The sequence below is a fragment of the Streptomyces albireticuli genome (assembly GCF_021228125.1).
Classification (GTDB): Bacteria; Actinomycetota; Actinomycetes; order Streptomycetales; family Streptomycetaceae; genus Streptomyces; species Streptomyces albireticuli.
In genome coordinates, this window is the sequence record NZ_JAJQQS010000015.1 from 163815 (window position 1) to 180186 (window position 16372).

At 74.5% G+C, this 16372-nt stretch carries 15 protein-coding genes and 1 riboswitch; of the genes, 8 read left to right on the forward strand and 7 right to left on the reverse strand.

Features of this window, described 5'->3' with window-relative positions; all coding sequences use genetic code 11:
• Window positions 1–45 precede the first annotated feature (45 nt).
• Window positions 46–1095: a beta-propeller fold lactonase family protein gene (locus LUZ64_RS25570; protein WP_095582215.1), complete on the reverse strand. Its 1050-nt coding sequence runs from the start codon at window positions 1093–1095 to the stop codon at window positions 46–48.
• Window positions 1096–1436: 341 nt separating this feature from the next.
• On the opposite strand from LUZ64_RS25570, the gene LUZ64_RS25575 reads away from it, so the two are divergent.
• A complete protein-coding gene (locus tag LUZ64_RS25575) occupies window positions 1437–2174 on the forward strand; it encodes a polysaccharide deacetylase family protein (protein WP_170116798.1) in 738 nt (245 codons plus the stop codon).
• On the opposite strand, the gene LUZ64_RS25580 is transcribed toward LUZ64_RS25575, so the two are convergent.
• The gene (locus tag LUZ64_RS25580; RefSeq protein ID WP_095582217.1) at window positions 2149–2676 is read right to left on the reverse strand and encodes a universal stress protein; all 528 of its coding nucleotides are present in this window, start codon (window positions 2674–2676) and stop codon (window positions 2149–2151) included. The two genes, LUZ64_RS25575 and LUZ64_RS25580, sit on opposite strands and share 26 nt — an antisense overlap.
• A gap of 209 nt (window positions 2677–2885) precedes the next feature.
• Here LUZ64_RS25580 and LUZ64_RS25585 point away from each other — a divergent pair, with 209 nt between their 5' ends.
• Window positions 2886–4121 carry a sensor histidine kinase gene (locus LUZ64_RS25585; protein ID WP_095582218.1) on the forward strand — a complete coding sequence of 412 codons (1236 nt, stop codon included), beginning with the start codon at window positions 2886–2888 and terminating at the stop codon, window positions 4119–4121.
• A gap of 338 nt (window positions 4122–4459) precedes the next feature.
• Here the strand turns inward: LUZ64_RS25585 and LUZ64_RS25590 are convergent, their stop codons facing one another.
• Window positions 4460–4918 carry a universal stress protein gene (locus tag LUZ64_RS25590; protein WP_095582219.1) on the reverse strand — a complete coding sequence of 153 codons (459 nt, stop codon included), beginning with the start codon at window positions 4916–4918 and terminating at the stop codon, window positions 4460–4462.
• Window positions 4919–5152: 234 nt separating this feature from the next.
• Here LUZ64_RS25590 and LUZ64_RS25595 point away from each other — a divergent pair, with 234 nt between their 5' ends.
• Window positions 5153–5800 carry a response regulator transcription factor gene (locus LUZ64_RS25595; protein ID WP_095582220.1) on the forward strand — a complete coding sequence of 216 codons (648 nt, stop codon included), beginning with the start codon at window positions 5153–5155 and terminating at the stop codon, window positions 5798–5800.
• A 54-nt stretch (window positions 5801–5854) separates the two neighbouring features.
• On the opposite strand, the gene LUZ64_RS25600 is transcribed toward LUZ64_RS25595, so the two are convergent.
• Window positions 5855–7417, reverse strand: coding sequence for an FAD/NAD(P)-binding protein (locus LUZ64_RS25600; RefSeq protein WP_232398807.1), 1563 nt, complete (start codon window positions 7415–7417; stop codon window positions 5855–5857).
• 152 nt (window positions 7418–7569) lie between these two features.
• On the opposite strand from LUZ64_RS25600, the gene LUZ64_RS25605 reads away from it, so the two are divergent.
• The gene (locus LUZ64_RS25605; protein WP_232398809.1) at window positions 7570–9126 is read left to right on the forward strand and encodes an MFS transporter; all 1557 of its coding nucleotides are present in this window, start codon (window positions 7570–7572) and stop codon (window positions 9124–9126) included.
• A gap of 37 nt (window positions 9127–9163) precedes the next feature.
• Here the strand turns inward: LUZ64_RS25605 and LUZ64_RS25610 are convergent, their stop codons facing one another.
• The gene (locus LUZ64_RS25610) at window positions 9164–9988 is read right to left on the reverse strand and encodes an MmyB family transcriptional regulator (RefSeq protein WP_095581783.1); all 825 of its coding nucleotides are present in this window, start codon (window positions 9986–9988) and stop codon (window positions 9164–9166) included.
• 103 nt (window positions 9989–10091) lie between these two features.
• Between LUZ64_RS25610 and LUZ64_RS25615 the strand changes: the two genes are divergently transcribed.
• Both LUZ64_RS25615 and LUZ64_RS25620 read left to right on the forward strand, forming a co-directional pair.
• Complete coding sequence (locus tag LUZ64_RS25615; RefSeq protein WP_232398811.1) at window positions 10092–10232, forward strand: hypothetical protein; 141 nt, start codon at window positions 10092–10094, stop codon at window positions 10230–10232.
• Window positions 10233–10244: 12 nt separating this feature from the next.
• The gene (locus LUZ64_RS25620; RefSeq protein WP_095581782.1) at window positions 10245–11501 is read left to right on the forward strand and encodes a sodium/calcium exchanger protein; all 1257 of its coding nucleotides are present in this window, start codon (window positions 10245–10247) and stop codon (window positions 11499–11501) included.
• Window positions 11502–11562: 61 nt separating this feature from the next.
• Here the strand turns inward: LUZ64_RS25620 and LUZ64_RS25625 are convergent, their stop codons facing one another.
• The gene (locus LUZ64_RS25625) at window positions 11563–12645 is read right to left on the reverse strand and encodes a carboxylate-amine ligase (protein WP_095581781.1); all 1083 of its coding nucleotides are present in this window, start codon (window positions 12643–12645) and stop codon (window positions 11563–11565) included.
• A 352-nt stretch (window positions 12646–12997) separates the two neighbouring features.
• A riboswitch (cyclic di-AMP (ydaO/yuaA leader) is annotated at window positions 12998–13155 on the forward strand.
• 4 nt (window positions 13156–13159) lie between these two features.
• On the opposite strand from LUZ64_RS25625, the gene LUZ64_RS25630 reads away from it, so the two are divergent.
• Window positions 13160–13633, forward strand: a complete 474-nt coding sequence (locus LUZ64_RS25630; RefSeq protein ID WP_095581780.1) for a C40 family peptidase — start codon at window positions 13160–13162, stop codon at window positions 13631–13633.
• 92 nt (window positions 13634–13725) lie between these two features.
• Here LUZ64_RS25630 and LUZ64_RS25635 read toward each other — a convergent pair whose 3' ends face one another.
• Window positions 13726–14793, reverse strand: coding sequence for a S1 family peptidase (locus LUZ64_RS25635; RefSeq protein WP_443729034.1), 1068 nt, complete (start codon window positions 14791–14793; stop codon window positions 13726–13728).
• 547 nt (window positions 14794–15340) lie between these two features.
• On the opposite strand from LUZ64_RS25635, the gene LUZ64_RS25640 reads away from it, so the two are divergent.
• On the forward strand, window positions 15341–16339 hold the full coding sequence (locus LUZ64_RS25640; protein ID WP_095581778.1) for a glycoside hydrolase 5 family protein: 999 nt from the start codon (window positions 15341–15343) through the stop codon (window positions 16337–16339).
• Window positions 16340–16372: the final 33 nt, after the last annotated feature.

The window sequence follows — 16372 nt, forward strand, 5'->3', positions numbered from 1 at the left end:
GGCCCGCCGCGGGCACACCCCCGTCGCGCCCGCGGCGGGCCGCCCTCAGCGCGCCGCCGGGATGTACGCCATGCCGTGCGCGCCCGCCTCGCCGGCCCGCTCGACCTCCAGCGTGGTGACCACGCGCATCTCCCGCAGGTCGACGACGGTCACGGTGCTCGACATGACGTTCGCGACATAGCCCGTCGCGCCGTCCGGCGAGGACGTGATCGTCAGCGGGAACCGGCCGACCGGCACCTGGCCGACGACCTCGAAGGTCTCCGGCGCGAAGACCGTCAGCACCCCGTCGGTCTGCGTGCCCAGGGCGCTGCCTCCCTCGCCCGGCGTCAGCCGCAGCTCGCCCGCCAGCACCAGACCGGTCACCGTGGTGTGCACGGGGAAGACCACCCCTTCGGTGGGCAGCGTCCGCACCACCTCGCCGGTGGCCGCCTCGATCACCCGGATGCCCGGCCGGGCGGCGGGCTCGGAGCCGAAGTCGCCCTTGGGCGCGGCCACGTGCACGTACCGGCCGTCCGGCGAGACCGCGAGCCCCTCGCTCCCCGGCACGGGGACCCGCCCGGCGAACTCGTCCCGCTCCAGGTCGAGTACGGACACGAACGGCGCCTCCTTGTTGGTGGACCAGCCGCGCCGCCCGTCGGGCGAGATCGCGAACCAGTGCGGCCCGTCGGCCATCACCGGGATCCGGTCGATCCGCTCCAGGGTTCCCGCGTCGAGCACGACCACCCCGCCCGGCTCGGTGTCCGTCGCCTCCACGCTCACGTACAGCCGGTCCCGCTCGCCGTCCAGGGCGAGCCCGTGCGGCGCGTGGTCCGGCGCCAGGTCGACGACCTTGACGATCTCCAGGGTGTCCACGTCGATGACGGTGAGATCGCGGGCCCGCCCCTGGTGGGCGTGGTAGTAGCCGGAGACGTAGGTGCCGGCGCAGTACAGCCGGCGCCGGGCGGCGTCGAAGCACAACTCGTGGGGCTGGGCGGGGACATCGAGCACCGCCAGCCGCTCATGGGTGACGGCGTCGAAGAAGGTGACGGTCGGGCCGCTCTGGCTCACGACGGCCAGCAGGTCCAGGTGGCTGAAGTTCCTCAGGTCGCTGTTCATGGCCCGGATCCTCGGCGCCCGCCGCTCCCGGAGCCAGTGCGGCCCGGTCAAGGAACCCTTGTCCCGGACGCAATGTCCCTGGTGGCGACGGCCGCTGACGGTCCGGCGGCACCCCGTGGACGTGGCCCATCTCACGCCGCGCCGGCCGTCCGGCGAGGTGGGCGCGGCCTTCTCCGCGGGGGGCCACCGGCCGCCGTACGGGCGTGGAGGGCGGCCGGAAGGCAGCACCACCGGGGCCGCGCGGCCGGGGCGGCGCTCGCCCGACTCGCCCGTACCGCTGGCGGCGCCGCGCGGACCCCAGGATGATCGGAGCCCGACGGCGACCACAGGAGGAGTCCCGTATGCCCGGTTCCCGCAGACGCGCCCGGTCCCGGCTCGCCCCGGCGCTGGCCGCCCTGGTCCTGGCCCTCGTCCCGACGGCGGTCCCGGTGCAGGCCGCGGCCAAGCCGAAGGCCCCCGCCGGCTACGACCACCACCGGTGCGGCAACACCTCCGGCCGGGTGCTGCTGACCCTGGACGACTGGTCCTACGGCGACGACGACCGCGCCGTCACCGTGGGGAGGTCCCTCCAGCGCAAGGGCATCCGCGCCGCGTTCTTCCTCGTCAACTCCTACGCCTCCCGCTACCCGAAGGTCGCCGCGGCCCTCCACGCCCAGGGCCACTGGGTCGGCAACCACACCTGGTCCCACCCGCACCTGCGGCAGCTCTCCGAACGGGAGGCCCGCGCCGAGATCCGCGGCGGCGTGGACAGCACCCTGCTGCGCCCGCCCTACGGCGACTTCGGCGACCGGGAGACCCGCCTCGCCGAGGAGCTCGGCTACCGCATCTGCACCTGGACGGTCGACACCCGGGACTGGGAGGGGCCCGACGGGACCTTCCCCGGCACGGCGGCGCTCCGCGCGACCGTGCGCGACGCCCCGGCCGCGGACAAACGGAGCGGTGTCGTCCTGGGGCACCTCTTCAGCCACTTCCCCGAGGCCCTGCCCGGCATCATCGACGACCTCAGGGACCAGGGCTACCGCCTGTGCCGCAACACCGGCCCGACGACGCGTGTCATCCCTTACCCGCTGAACTGCTGAGGCACGGCTCGGGCCGGGCCCGGCGCCGGTCGCGCCGACGGCCGCGCCCGGCCGGGGCGGGCGGGACGACCAGCACGGGGCAGGGCGCGTGCCGCAGGCAGTAGCGGCTCACCGAGCCCGTCAGGAAGCGGTGCACCGCGCCGTGCGAGCCGCCGCCCACCACGAGCAGGTCGCCGTCCCGGCACGCGGCCGCTACCAGTAGCGGGCCCGCCTGCCCGCGGGCCACCACCGGCTCGCAGCGCAGGTCGCCGGGGAGGCCGCCCAGGGCGCGCTCGCAGGCGTCCGCCAGGGTAGCCCGTGCCCGGCCGTCCAGCTCACGGGCCAGCTCGGGGTCGGGCGGGCACACCATGTCGACGTAGTCACCCTCGGGGGAGGAGTGGACGAGGACCGGGCGCAGCCGGGCGCGGTGCCGACGGGCCTCCCCGGCGGCTTTCCGCAGGGCGTCCAGGCTGCCGGCGGATCCGTCGACCCCGACCACGACGCGTCGTACCGCGTTCCTCATTTCCTTTCCCCTTTCCTTTATCCCTTTTCGTTCCTTTCGCGATGACCGCCGACGGCACTCCCGCGGAGCGCCGGACGACCGTTCTCCACGCTAGGCGGCGGCCCTTTCCCGGGGTATCGGCCGATCGGCCCACCGGGCGGGGGAAACGCCCGCCGCCGGCGGGCCCGCGGCGAGGCGCCGGGAGTTCGCCGCGGTTAACGTCGGAACCGATGACCACCCGGTGGCGTGAGCAGCAGATCGGCGAGATGATCGCGCAGTCCTCGCGCTATGTCGCCTGGAGCCGGCTGCCGTTCTTCGTGCCGTTGTTCATGGCGGGACAGCACCCCTCGGTGGACTATTTCCACCGTGAGTGGTTCGAAGCGCTGCTCGGCGTCTATCTGGTCTGGTCGCTCGCCAGACTGGTGCGGGTGTACCGGCGGCCGGTCACCGGGGTGGGCAGCGCGGTGGCGGCCGTCGCCGTCGACCTCCTGATCATCACCGGTCTCGCGGTCGCGGCGGGCGGCCAGGACTCCCCGGTCCGCTACGCCTACTTCATCTGGCCCCTGGCCACCGTCCTGTGGCAGATGCCCAGGATCACCGCCGCGCTCGGCGTCGTCTGCATGGCGGCCTACGCGGCGATGTCCCTGCCGCACCTCCTGACCGACCGCGAGGAGGAGAGCTGGCCGATCGTCGTGGACGAGGTGTACGTGCTGTGGATCACGGGTGTGTGCACCCTGATCGCGATGCTGCTGGGCCGCCGCACCCGGGCCGTCTCGGACCTGCTCGACACCCGTGAGCTGCTGCTCGACGACGCGCTCGCCGCCGAGACCCGTGAGCGAGCGGACCTCGCGGACGCGCTGCACGACGGAGCCGTCCAGACGCTGCTCGCGGCCCTGCACGACCTGGAGGAGGCCGAGGAGGCCGAGCCGGGTTCCGGGCCGGAGGGCGGGCCGGCCGCGCTGCGCCGCGCGCAGACCGAGGTGCGGCGGACCGTGACCGAGATGCGGGAGATCATCTTCGATCTGCATCCGCAGATCCTGGCCGCGGCGGGCCTGGCCGCCGCGCTGGAGGCGGCGGGGGAGCGGTTCGCCCGGCGCGGCGGCTTCGAGGTCCACTACGACCTGCGGCTGCCCGGCCGCGTCGGCCACGAGGCCCTGCTCTACTCGGCCGCCCGGGAGCTGCTGAGCAACGTCGTCAAGCACGCTCACGCGTCCCGGGTGTGGATCCGGCTCACCGTGGAGGCGGACGAGACCGTCCTGACCGTCCGCGACGACGGCACCGGGTTCGACCCCGGCGTCGTCCAGCGCCGCCTCAAGGAGGGGCACATCGGCCTGGCCAGCCACTATGTGCGGGTGGAGAGCGCGGGAGGCCGGTTCTCCGTCGACAGCGGACCCGACGGCACGACGGCGGAGGTCCGGCTGCCGTCGGCGGCCGCGCCGGGGGTGTCGCCGACGTCGGCGTCGTGACGGGGGCGTTCCCGGGCTCGTACCGCCTGGGCCGTGCGCCGGCAACCGCACAGGACACCGGCGCGGGGCCGAACGACGACGGAGGGCGACGGGGCCGCAGGGGGTGCCCCGGAATGCTGCCGGATATTTGCGGGCGGGGATTCGGAGCACTCTTACGGGAACGGCTCCCGCCCGTAAATATCCGATTCCGGGGCACCCCCGGAGGCCCCGGCGCCCGGCCGGGCGCCGGGGGCGCGGACCCCGACGCCCCCGGCCGCCCGCCGGGCCGGGTTCCGCGCGGCCGGCCTTTCGTCGTGGGGTCACGGGGCCGGGTCCCGGCCCGTCCGGGCCCGGCGCGGCTACCCCTCCTCGTCCGGGTGCACCACCAGCACCGGGCACCGCGCGTGCCGCAGGCAGTGCCGGCTCACCGAGCCGAAGAGCAGGCGGTGCGCCGAGCCGTGCCGTCCCGCGCCCATCACCAGCATGTCCGTGGCACGGCGCGCGCACGCGACCAGCGCGGGGCCGGGCTGCGCCCGGATCACCTTGGGGCGGACCACCAGCCGGCGGTTGTCCTCGCCGAGGGCCCGGTCGCACGCGGTCATCAGACGGTCGCGGGCGGCCCGCTCCCAGATCGCGCGGACGTCCGCCGGCGCCGGGTACATGGCGTCGGCCGCCTCGCCGCCCGGCGGCACCCAGGCGATCACCGGGCACAGGGCCGCGTCGTGCCGTTCGGCTTCCCGGGCGGCCTGTCGCAGGGCGGAGACGCTCGCCTCCGAGCCGTCCACACCGACCACCACACGCTGTACGACCTCCGACATGACCTCCGCCTTTCTCCGAGCGCGCTCTCCGCGACGCAGTATTTCGTCCGGTTTTGCTACCTTTCGCCTTCGAGGTTAGGTGCCGGCGCGGGCCCCGGGGATCCCGCCTTCGGCCGACCCGCCGGGCGGCCCCGCCTCCTCCGATCGGGGGAGGCGGCCCGCGGCCGCCGGGCGGTCGGCCCGCCCCGCCCGGCCTATCGTGGATGCCAGGACCAGTACGGGAGGACGATTCCTGTGACGGATTCCGGTGCGCGGGTGACGGTCGTGGTGGCGGACGACCACCCGGTCTACCGCGAGGGCATCGCCCGCGGGCTCCAGCTCAGCGGGCGGATCGACGTGCTCGCCGAGGTCGGCGACGGGGCCGAGGCCCTGGAGCTGATCCGTGAGCTCACCCCCCAGGTCGCCCTGATCGACTACCGGATCCCGACGATGGACGGCATCGCCGTCGTCCACGCGCTGGCCCGGGACCACCTGCCGACCCGGGCCCTGCTCCTGTCGGCCACCACCGACGCCGCCGTGGTCTACCGCGCGGTGCAGGAGGGCGCCGCCGGATACCTGGCCAAGGACGCCAAGCGGTCCGAGATCGTCGACGCGGTGCTGAAGGTCGCGGCCGGCAAGCAGGTGGTCTCCGAGGAGCTGGCCGGCGGGCTCGTCGACGAGATCCGGATGCGCGCCGACCGGGACCCGGCCGTCCTCTCCGAACGCGAGCGGCAGGTCCTGCGCGGCTTCGCCGAGGGGAAGAGCATCCCCCAGCTGGCCTCCGAGCTGTATCTGGGCGCCAGCACCGTGAAGACGCACACCCAGCGGCTGTACGAGAAGCTCGGCGTCTCCGACCGCGCCGCCGCCGTCGCGGAGGCGATGCGGCGCGGGCTGCTGGAGTGACGTCCCCCCCGGTGACCCGGCGGCGCCTCCCGGCGCCCGCCCGCTCCCACCGGGTCACACAGGGACCCGCGCCCCCGCCAGCTCCCGCGCCACCTGACCCGCCTGCCGCACCACATTGCCCAGCAGGTTCGAGAAAGGGACGCGGACGTGCGTGCCGACGCCCACCACCCAGATCCGCTCCGGCGGCGCCCCCGGCCCGCGCCGCACCCGCAGGTCGGCCTCCAGACGGTCGACGGCCGCGCCCGCGCCGGGCGGCGCGTCCAGATACAGACCCGTGCCGTCCCGGTTCCAGCACAGCGTCGGCGGGAGGAACCCGGTGGCGTTCACGGCGTAGTCGAAGCGCTCCGGCGCGGCGCCCGGGCGCTCCACCCGCCAGGCGCCGTCCTCGAAGGCCACCGAGCGGGGGTACGAGCCGGCCAGCCGCAGCGCGCCCGACTCGGCGTGCGCCAGCAGCCGACGGGCGTTGCGGGAGGTCATCGCCGTGACGTAGCGGCCGGTCAGGCCGGCGAAACGGGACAGCAGCGCCTCCATCCGGCCGGCAGGCAGGGACGGCCCGAGGGCGATGAGGGCCTCCATCAGCGCCACCATGATCCCCGGCCACGCCAGGTCGCCCCGCTCCACCAGCGCCGTCTCCTCCCGCAGCCGCTGGAGCGGGTCGGCCGCTCGGGACGTCTGGCGGCGCAGCGGCACCCGGCTCAGCAGCCGCACCGACTCCACCGCGCAGCGCAGCACCCGCTCCTCCAGGAGCGGGTCGGCCGGGTCGAGCCGGGCGAGCCCCTCCAGCGGCGGGAACGCCCGTACGGGCGAGGCCAGCGACACCCGGACCGCGGGCAGCAGGCCCGACGGCGAGGTCAGCGTCGCCCGGTGGCCGTCGCGGCACAGCAGCAGCGCCGCGTCGATGGCCGACTGGTGGCTGCCGAGCACCAGCACCTTAGATCCGGCGGGCAGCCGCTGCCGGATCCGCGCGGCGGGGTACGGGCTGTCCAGGTAACGCGGGTGGTCCTGGAACGGGGCGAACCCGTCCGGTACCCGCGGCCGGCGCACCCCGGTGGCTACGACGACCTCGTCGGCCCGCAGCTCCCGGCCGTCGGCCAGCCGCACCCGGTGGCCGGCGGGCCCGGCGGTCACGGACCCGGCCGTCCCCCGGACGTGCCGCACCTCGACGCCCAGCTCCCGGGCCCGCGCGCGGGCCCGGTCGAAGCGGTCGTGGCAGTACGCGGCCATCCGCGCCCGGGGCACGCAGTCCAGCGGGCCCGCCTCCAGGCCCTGCTCGCGCAGGTGGTCGACGAAGTCGGCCGGCCGGTCCGGCAGCAGGGAGTTGATCTCCGCGGCGGTGTTGCACAGCAGCAGCGGGTCGCGGTCCCCGAACGCCAGGCCCCAGCCCGGCGGATTGGGGTCCACCAGACGGACCGAGCGGATCCGGCCACCGCCCGGAGGGCGCCCGCCCCCCGCCCGGTCCCGCGCCTCCAGTAACTCCCGCACCAGGTGCACCACGAAGCTCGTCCCGGCGACACCCCCGCCGATGACCACCAGATCCCGCCCGGCGCCCGGCCGCTCACGGAGCCCGTCGGCGCACCCGGCACCCCCACCGCCGTCGGATTCGGTCGTACGTCCCACAAGCACCCCCTTTTCCATAGGCACCCTGCCCAGTCGGCCGGACACCGGAACCCCCGCCGTCCACAGCGGCGGAAAAGCCCCGGCCACCACCCCGCCGCCCCCGGCCCGCGCACGGGATGCGGGCCGCCCGGGCCCGGGTTAGGTTCCCCCACGTGGACCCTGTCTCCTCCGCGGGCGCTCCCGGCCCGGAACCGGCGGGTTCCGCTCGCTGGGCGATGCTCGCCGTCCTCTGCGCCAGCCTCCTGCTGGTCGCCATGGACGCCACGATCCTCAACGTCGCCCTGCCGTCGCTGATCAAGGAGATGCGGCCGGACGCCCTGGAACAGCTGTGGATCATCGACATCTACGGGCTGGTGCTGGGCGGCCTGCTCGTCACCGCCGGCGCGGTGGGCGACCGGCTGGGCCGGAAGCTGCTCTTCGTCACCGGCTTCGCGCTGTTCGGCGCGGCCTCCGTGCTCGCCGCCACCGCCGGGTTCGCCGACAGCGTCCTCCAGCTGATCGCGGGCCGGGTCCTGCTCGCCATCGGCGGCGCGATGGTGATGCCCTCCACGCTGTCCCTGATCCGCACCATCTTCACGGACCCCCACGAGCGCACCCTGGCGATCGGCATCTGGGCCGCCGTCGCCGGGGCGGGCGCGGCGATCGGCCCGCTGGTGGGCGGCGTCCTGGTGGACGCGTTCTCCTGGTCGGCCGCCTTCTGGGTGAACGTGCCCGTGGTGGCCGTCACCCTCGTCGCGGCCGTCCTGCTGCTGCCCGAGTACCGCAGCCCGTCGCACCACGATCTCGACCTGCCGTCCGCCGTGCTGTCCGTGGCCGGCGTCATCGCCACCGCCTGGGGCATCAAGCACCTGGCCGGCGGCTTCCGCCCGGCCGACCTGGCCGTCCTGCTGGTCGGACTGGCCGCGCTCACCTGGTTCGTCCGCCGTCAGCTGGTCTCCGCCGACCCCCTGCTGGACGTCCGGCTGTTCGCCAACCGCCCCTTCCTGGCCGCCGCGCTGGCCACCCTGATCGCCATGATGGCCATCGGCGCCGCCCTCTTCCTGCTCTCGCTCTGGCTCCAGTACGTCCAGGGCCACGACGCGCTCCAGGCGGGCCTGCGGACGCTACCGGTGGCCCTCGCCGCGCTCGCCGCCGCCCTGCTGACGCCGTGGCTCCTGCGGCACACCGGCGTCCGGCCGGTGCTGACGGCGGGTCTGGCCGCCCTGCTCTGCGGCTTCGTCCTGCTGGCCGCCGCACCCCAGCCGCTGGGCTACGGCACGGTGGCGATCGCGCTCGTCACCTTCGGCCTCGGCGACGGACTTGCCATCACGGCCTCCGCCGCCGTGATGGTGGCCGCGGTCCGGCCGGAGCGGGCCGGGCAGGCGGGCGCGGTCTCGGAGAGCGCGTACGAACTGGGGATCGGCTTCGGTGTGGCGCTGCTCGGCAGCATCCACAACTCCCTCTACCGCGCGGAGATGACCGGCCTGCCCGCGGCCGTGCGCGGCGGGCGGCTGGACAGCGCCCGCGAATCGGTGGGCGGCGCCGACCAGGTGGCCCGGACCCTCGGCCACGACACCGAGGACGGGAGGGCGCTCCTGAGGGCGGCGCGGTCGGCGTTCGACGACGCCCTGACCGCCACCTCGTGGGTGTCCGTGGGCATCGTGGCGGTGGCCGTCGTCCTCGCGGCGGGCCTGGTGCCGCGCGGCTTCCGGGCCGACTCCGCCCACTGAGACGGCACGGCCTCCGGCGCGTACCGCCGCCGGGCCGTCAGCCGGCGTGGAGCGTCGGCCGGCAGGCCGGGCTGGGCCGGTCGCCCGGGTGGAAGACGAGCACCATCAGCCGGGCCCGGGGCGAGGCCAGGGGCTGCGCGCCGCACAGCGACACCCAGCCGGGCCCCTTCTTCGTGTGCAGCAGGGGCCGCACATCACCGTCGGGGTGGATGTACGCGCGCCCGCCCGCCTCGTACAGCGGACCGGCCACCGGGTCGGCGAGGATGTCCGCCTCCAGCTCGGCGAGGGTCTCGTCGTGCGGCAGCGCGGCCACGGCGGCCCGCAGCTGCGGCAGGATCATCGGCGCCCAGCGCTCCCGCCAGCCCGTGAGCACCGTCCGCGCCTCGGGGTGCAGCGCCATCCAGCGCATGGTGTTCTCCGGCACCTCGCCCCGGGGGAACAGCTCCGCGAACGCCTCGTTGTGCGCGAGTACCCGCCAGGACTGGTCGTTGAGATAGGCCATGTGCGAGAGGCCGTTGACCACGTCCTGCCAGGCCCGTGACACCTCGGTGCCCGAGCGGTGGTGCAGCGGGTAGGGCGGGTCGCGGTGCACGGCGTAGAGCCACAGCGACGTCCACTCCTGCTCGGTGAACTCCAGCAGCCGGGCCACGTCGCGCAGCAGCTCCTCGGGCGGATTGGGATACGCGCCCGTCTCCAGCCGGTTGAACGTGCCGTAGGTGCGGTGCAGCAGCTGGTCGATCTGGCTCTGCGTCAGCCCCGGCGCGCGCCGCCCCTGCCGCGAGGGCCGGGCCAGGCCGTGGTCCTCCGGGGCTATCAGGGCCCGCCGGCCCCGCAGCAGATCCTGTAGTGCTTCCTTGTCCACGGTGCACCCCTAATATCACGACCGGCACCGCAGAGGAAGCCGATTTCATAGGAGAATTTTTCCAATGAAAAGTTCTCGACAGAAATGATCGCATCCTTGCTGCATGATCTACGTACGGGTCAGCAGTCACGGGGGTGCCGCTGACCTGGTCAACGTCGACCCGGCAGTGGTGACGGCCTCGGCCGAACGGGCGGCACGGGAACCCGCACCGGGCTGTCCCCGCCCCTCCCGCGCCGTCTGCTGATAGATCCGCGGTATGGGCGACGAGGAACGGCGGACGGCGGAGCCTTCCGCCACGGTGGTCTCCACCACGGCGACCGCCGTACGGATGGGCGCCGCCTGCGCCGGCGCGGTGCCCGCCGTCGCCGTGCGGCTGAGCGGGACCGAGTTGGCCCCCGGCTGGGCGGTGGCCGTCTTCGGGCTGGGCGTGCTCTCCGCGGCGCTTCTGCTGATGTGGGCCGCCGAGACCGCCCGCGCCGATATGGCGGGAGCGCTCGCCCTCGCCCTGCTGGCCTTTATCGCGGTCCTGCCGGAATATGCCGTGGACCTCTACTTCGCCTACGCCGCGGGATCGGATCCGTCGTACGCCGCCTACGCCGCGGCCAATATGACCGGCGCCAACCGGCTCCTCGTGGGCGTCGGCTGGCCGCTCGTCGCCCTCGCCGCGGCGCTCGCCCTGCGCCGCCGGGGCGCGCCGCAGACCGGCATCACGCTCGAACCGCACCGCCGGATCGACGTGGCCTTCCTCGCGGTGGCCGCCGTGTTCGCCTTCGTCATGCCGCTGGTCCGGGAGATCGCCTGGTACGTCCCGCTCGTGCTGATCCCCTGGTACGGCTACTACCTCTACCGCATCGGCAAGTGCTCCTCGGCGGAGATGGAGGAGCTGGTCGGGGTCCCGGGCCGGCTGGCCGAGCTGCCGAAGGCCACCCGCCGCGCGACCACGGCGGCGCTCTTCGCCGTCGCGGCGGCCGTCGTCTTCGCCTGCGCCGAGCCCTTCGCCCACGGCCTGGTCGAGGCGGGGGCCTCGCTGGGCATCGACCGCTTCGTCCTGGTGCAGTGGCTCGCCCCGCTGGCCTCGGAGGCGCCGGAGCTGCTCGTCGCCGTCGTCTTCGCCTGGCGGCTGCGGGCCGGCGACGGCCTCGGCGCCCTGCTGTCCAGCAAGGTCAACCAGTGGACGCTGCTGGTGGGCTGTCTGCCCCTGGCCCACGCCGCCGGTGGCGGCGGGGCCGCGCTCCCGCTGGTCACCCGGCAGGTGGACGAGGTCGCGCTGACGGCGGCCCAGACGGTACTGGCCGTCGTGATCCTGCTGGACCTGCGCTTCGCGCGGTGGCAGGCCGCCTGCCTCTTCGTGCTCTTCGCCGTGCAGTTCGCGCTGCCCGACGAGTCGGCGCGCCTCGTCCTGACCTATGTCTACCTGGGCCTCGCGGCGGTGCTGCTGACCACCCGGCTGCGCGAGCTGCCGGCCACCGCCCGCGCGCTGGGCGGGCGGGTCGAAGGGGACCCGCACTACTGAGCCCGGTGGGTCCGGACCCACCGGGCCGCCGTTCCCCGGGCCGCCGCTCGCCGGGCCCGGCTCACGGCTCGGTGATCAGATCCGCGAGCGCCCTGATGCCGTCCGCCGCCAGGACACGACGCTGCCGGTCCGCCGGGGTGCCGCGCCGCAGCAGCCGGTGGACCAGGGCGCTCACCTGCCGGGTGTCGCCCGCTTCCTCCAGGGCCTGCCCTATGTGGCCGAGGAGGGCGAGGACCACGGCCTCGGCCCCCCGGCGCCTGCCCCCGGGGTCCACCAGCACGCCGTCCAGCCCGTACCGCGCCGCGTGCCAGTTCGACGCGCTGAGCAGTTCATGGGTGCAGGGGGTGAGCAGCGGGCCCGTCTTCTCGTCCCGGATGGCCGTGGCGACCAGGGCCCGGACTATCCCGGCGAACATGACGGCGTCGTCGACCCGCAGCTGGACGTCCAGGCAGCGGACCTCGATCGTGGGGTAGCGGTCGGACAGCCTCGCCTGCCAGTACAGCTGGCCCCGGTCGGTGATCGCGCCGGCGACGAACAGCGCCTGGATTCGCTCTTCGTAGTCGGCGAGATCGGCGAAGTGCGGGGGCGGGCCGCTGACCGGCCAGCGGCTGTAGACCACCGTGCGCCAGCTGGCGAACCCGGTGTCCTGGCCGTGCCACATCGGGGAGTTCGCGGCCATGGCCACCAGGACGGGCAGCCAGGGCCGGACGCGGTTGAGTACGGCTACGCCCACCTCCCGGTCGGGGATGGCGACATGCACATGCATTCCGTTGACCAGCTGCTCGTCGACCAGCTGCGGTGCCACGGAGTGCATGGCCAGATAGCGGGGATTGCGCGTCACGGGCACGGGGGTCAGCCCCGCGCGCGGCGCGGTCCCGCTCGCGGCGATGCGGCATCCGGCGCGCTTCGCGGCGGAACTCACCACGTGACGCAGCCGCAGCAGATGCCTGCTCGCCTCCGCCAGATCCGAGCAGACCGGAGTGGCGACTTCCACTTGGGCCTGCAGCAGTTCCGGCTGAATCTCCCGCTCATGGACGACCGGCTCCAGGTCCACCGCCGCACAGACCTGTTCTGCCATCGGTACGGGCAGCGCGGTGGCCGGGTCGAGCAGAAGATACTCCTCCTCGATCCCTAGGGTGAGCATGCCGTATCGCTACCCCCGCGCCGTCCCGGCGAACCGCGCGCGGGGGCCCTCCCGGGTTTCTGACGCAAAGACGCCGGGCCCTTCTGCGGATTCCGGTGCGAGGGTGCGGCGGGTGACGCGATTCCGGTCTCCGGTCACCCCGGTAACTTCCTTGTGGGGAAAGGAATTACACGGTCCGTGTGGTGCGAAAACATACCCCGGTTCCCTGAATGGCCGTGAAGTGAAGAAGTTCACAGAAACCCCTCCCGGCGCCGGATTCCGGCATTCCGTGATGCAGGATCTTGGATCGAACACAAGATCCCGTCACCGAGGCGGGCGACCCGGGCGGACGCCGAGTCCTGCCGCCGTACCGGGTGCGGACACACCGAAAAGGATCGGCAGGAGCGGGAGACCCAAGCACGGCGGACCACGATGGCAGTGGTCCTTGGGGTGAAGTCACTCAGGTGACCGGGCAACTTCGACAGCCCGAACCCGACAGGTCATCTTTCGCAGGCGGATGACGAAGGGTTTTGGCATGTCTGCGATTCCTGGCATACCGGCACTGAAGTCCCGCGCCGTCGCCGCGTCCGTCCTCACCGCGGCCACCGTGACCGCGTCGATGCTGCTGCCCGGCGTGGGATCCGAGGCCCAGGCGGCGACGCCCGGTCAGACCGCGGTGAAGGTCGCGGCCTCCAAGAAGGGCTCGCCCTACCAGTACGGTGCCGCCGGACCCAACCGGTTCGACTGCTCGGGCCTGACGCTCTACTCCTTCAAGAAGGCCGGCAAGACCCTCCCGCGCACCGCCGCACAGCAGTACAACAAGACCCGTCACCTCTCGGCGGGCTCCCGCCAGGTCGGCGACCTCGTCTTCTTCCACTCCGGCAGCAACGTCTACCACGTGGGCATCTACGCCGGCGACAACAAGATCTGGCACTCGCCCAAGCCGGGCGCGTCCGTCCGCATGGAGAAGATCTGGAGCAGCAGCGTCTGGTACGGCCGCGTCAACTGACGGCCCGTACCGCGCCACGGCACGGCCCCCGGCTCCGCGAGGAGCGCCGGGGGCCGCGCCCGTTCCCCAGGACCTCGGAGGACCTCAGGGCGTCACGGCAGCTGCGCCCCGAACGCCCGCAGGGCGTCCGTCACCGGCTGGAAGAACGTCTCGCCGCCGGACGAGCAGTCGCCACTGCCGCCCGAGGTGAGCCCGAGCGCCGTCCCACCGTCGAAGAGCGCGCCGCCGCTGTCGCCCGGCTCGGCGCACACGGTGGTGTCGATCAGACCGTCGACCTGGCCCTCCTCGTAGTTGACGGTCGCGTCGAGGCCGGTCACCTCGCCGTCGCTGACGCCGGTGGTGCTGCCGCTGCGCCGCACCGGCTCGCCGACCGTCGCCTCGCCGGCCCGGGTGATCTGTTGGCTCGTGCCGTTGTACAGGTTGACCGCGCTGGGGTGGGCGACGGAGGCGGTGTAGCGCACGAGGGCGTAGTCGTGGCCGGGGAACGACGACTGCTCGGTCACGCCGATCACGGGGCCGCCCTGGGTGGCGGACCACTGCGTCGAGGCGTTGCCGCAGTGCCCGGCGGTGAGGAAGTACGGCTTCCCGCCCTTGGTGATGTTGAAGCCGAGCGAGCAGCGCACCCCGCTGCCCCAGATGGCGTCGCCGCCCATGAGGTACGGGCGGAAGGTGCCGGACGTCCTTCTGAGCGCGGCCCTGTCGCCCAGATCCGCGACGACCTTCTCCACGTGGGCCAGCCGGGCGCCCTGGACCGTGCTGTCGGCGGTGACCACGACCTTGTTGCGGCGCGGGTCGACGGACCAGGCGGTGCCGGGTATCGCGGCGCGCTCCTTCAGGGTGCTCCGGGCCGCCGCGAGCTCGGCGGCCGAGTGCCGGACGAGCCGGGCCTCCGCCCCGGCGGCGCGGACCTTCGCGGCGGTCGCCCCGTCGAGGACGCCGACGACCAGGGTGCGTGCCGTGGCGTCGTAGTACGCGCCGGCCGCGTCCGCCGCCGGGAGGCTCGTGGCGAGGTCCCGCGCGAGCCGGCCCGCGCTCCCGGGCGAGAGCGTGGCGGGGCCGGGGGACGCGTGGGCGCTCGGCAGGGTGAGCGCGGTCGCGGCCAGGACGGCGGTGGCGGCGGCCAGGGCGGCGCGGCGGGCAGGGGTGTGTGAACGGTTCACTCGTGCCTCCTGTGGGGGAGTGCCCGACATCGATGTCGGGCGTGGAGGTCGTGCGTGAGAGGTCGTGCGTGAGGTGGGGGCACGGCGCGACGGCCGATGAGATGGTCGCGTCCATGTCAATTGACCTCAGTGTCGCCAGAAGGCCGCCCGGTGTTCAAGGGCGACATCCGGTCGCGCCTCCGGGCGGCTCGCCACCCGCCGTCCTCGCGGGCGGAAGAGTGGGTGCACCCCGTCAACAGGAGGTACGCGCACAGGAGTACGCCCACCGGTGAGCGGACGGACCGGATCGTTCCTGTCCGGTAGTCGTTCCCCTTGGGGCCGGCGAGACGCTCATTTTGCCCGCCCTTGGGGGCCGGGGTGACCGTCCTCGACGCCCGGGGCGGCCGTGGACGCGGGCGGGCGGTGACCGGCGCCCGGCGGGCCGGGCTCCCGCCCACGCGCTCCGCGCGCCCGCGACGGGCTTCACGCTCCCGCCCGTTCCACCTGTACGGGTGACACCCGCTCCGGAGCGCCGGAACCGGCGGCGGCCGGTGCCAGGCTGCTCCGCATGCGTCGCCGTACCTTCGTCGTCTCGGCCGCCGGAGCGGCTCTCGCCACGACCACCCCCACAGGCGCACCGGCCCTCGCGGCCGACCCCCTGCCACCCTCGCTGGGGGCGCGCTTCCCCGGGACGGGAAGGGGCTACTGGCGGGGCGGCCGGCCGCGGTCCGCCTTCCACCGGCACCTCGACACCCTGCGCGCCTACGGCGTCGGCCTCGTCCGCGTGGACGTGTCCTGGCCCAAGAGCGAGCGCCGGCGCGGCAGGGCGCGCGCCGGCCACCCCTACAACAGGCGCCTCGGCGTCGTGCTCGACGCGGCGGCGGAGCGCGGTGTCGACGTCCTCGTCACCCTCCACGACTCCCCGGCGTGGGCGCGCCCCGGCGCCGCCTCCCGGGACCCCTCCGCGCGCTTCCCCGAGGACCCCGAAGCCGTCCGCCCCTGGGCGGAGTGGCTGGGCGCCACCTACGGCGACCGCGTCCGCGCCTGGGAGGTGTGGCGCGAGCCCAACCTCCCGGACGCCACCGGCGTCACCGGCCCCGGCGAGCGGGCCGCGCGCTACGCCGCCCTCCTGCGCGCCTGCTCGGCCGGCCTGAAGACGGGACACCCGGGGGCCGTGGTGGTGCTCGGCGGCCCCCGCCACACCGACCACCGCTTCGTCCGCGACGTCTACGCCGCGGGCGCCCGCGACCACTTCGACGTGCTGGCCCTCCGCCCCCGCCAGGACCCCGGGGCGCCCCCCGGCGTCCGGCAGGTGGCCAACTTCCCGGCCGTCGCCGAGGTGATGCGCGCGTACCGCGACGGCGACAAGCCCGTGTGGTGGACCGACTTCGCCGCCGCGGCGTCCGCCCCCGAGGACCCCGGCGCCCTGGTCCGGCCCTTCGAGCTGGCCCGCCTCGCCCACCCGCAGATCCGCCTCGGCGTCCTCGCCCCGGGCGTCTCGCCGCACCGGCTCGCGGCCCTGCGGGACTACTTCCAGCGGTACGACGGACGCCGACCGCTGCTCTGACCCCCGGGCGGGTGCCCCAGGGGCCGGAGCAGC

Coding starts and splice junctions, on each gene's coding strand:
- LUZ64_RS25575 (WP_170116798.1), top strand. CDS start 1,437: ATGCCCGGTTCCCGCAGACGCGCCCGGTCCCGGCTCGCCCCGGCGCTG.
- LUZ64_RS25570 (WP_095582215.1), bottom strand. CDS start 1,095: ATGAACAGCGACCTGAGGAACTTCAGCCACCTGGACCTGCTGGCCGTC.
- LUZ64_RS25590 (WP_095582219.1), bottom strand. CDS start 4,918: ATGTCGGAGGTCGTACAGCGTGTGGTGGTCGGTGTGGACGGCTCGGAG.
- LUZ64_RS25585 (WP_095582218.1), top strand. CDS start 2,886: ATGACCACCCGGTGGCGTGAGCAGCAGATCGGCGAGATGATCGCGCAG.
- LUZ64_RS25620 (WP_095581782.1), top strand. CDS start 10,245: ATGGGCGACGAGGAACGGCGGACGGCGGAGCCTTCCGCCACGGTGGTC.
- LUZ64_RS25580 (WP_095582217.1), bottom strand. CDS start 2,676: ATGAGGAACGCGGTACGACGCGTCGTGGTCGGGGTCGACGGATCCGCC.
- LUZ64_RS25630 (WP_095581780.1), top strand. CDS start 13,160: ATGTCTGCGATTCCTGGCATACCGGCACTGAAGTCCCGCGCCGTCGCC.
- LUZ64_RS25625 (WP_095581781.1), bottom strand. CDS start 12,645: ATGCTCACCCTAGGGATCGAGGAGGAGTATCTTCTGCTCGACCCGGCC.
- LUZ64_RS25640 (WP_095581778.1), top strand. CDS start 15,341: ATGCGTCGCCGTACCTTCGTCGTCTCGGCCGCCGGAGCGGCTCTCGCC.
- LUZ64_RS25615 (WP_232398811.1), top strand. CDS start 10,092: ATGATCTACGTACGGGTCAGCAGTCACGGGGGTGCCGCTGACCTGGTC.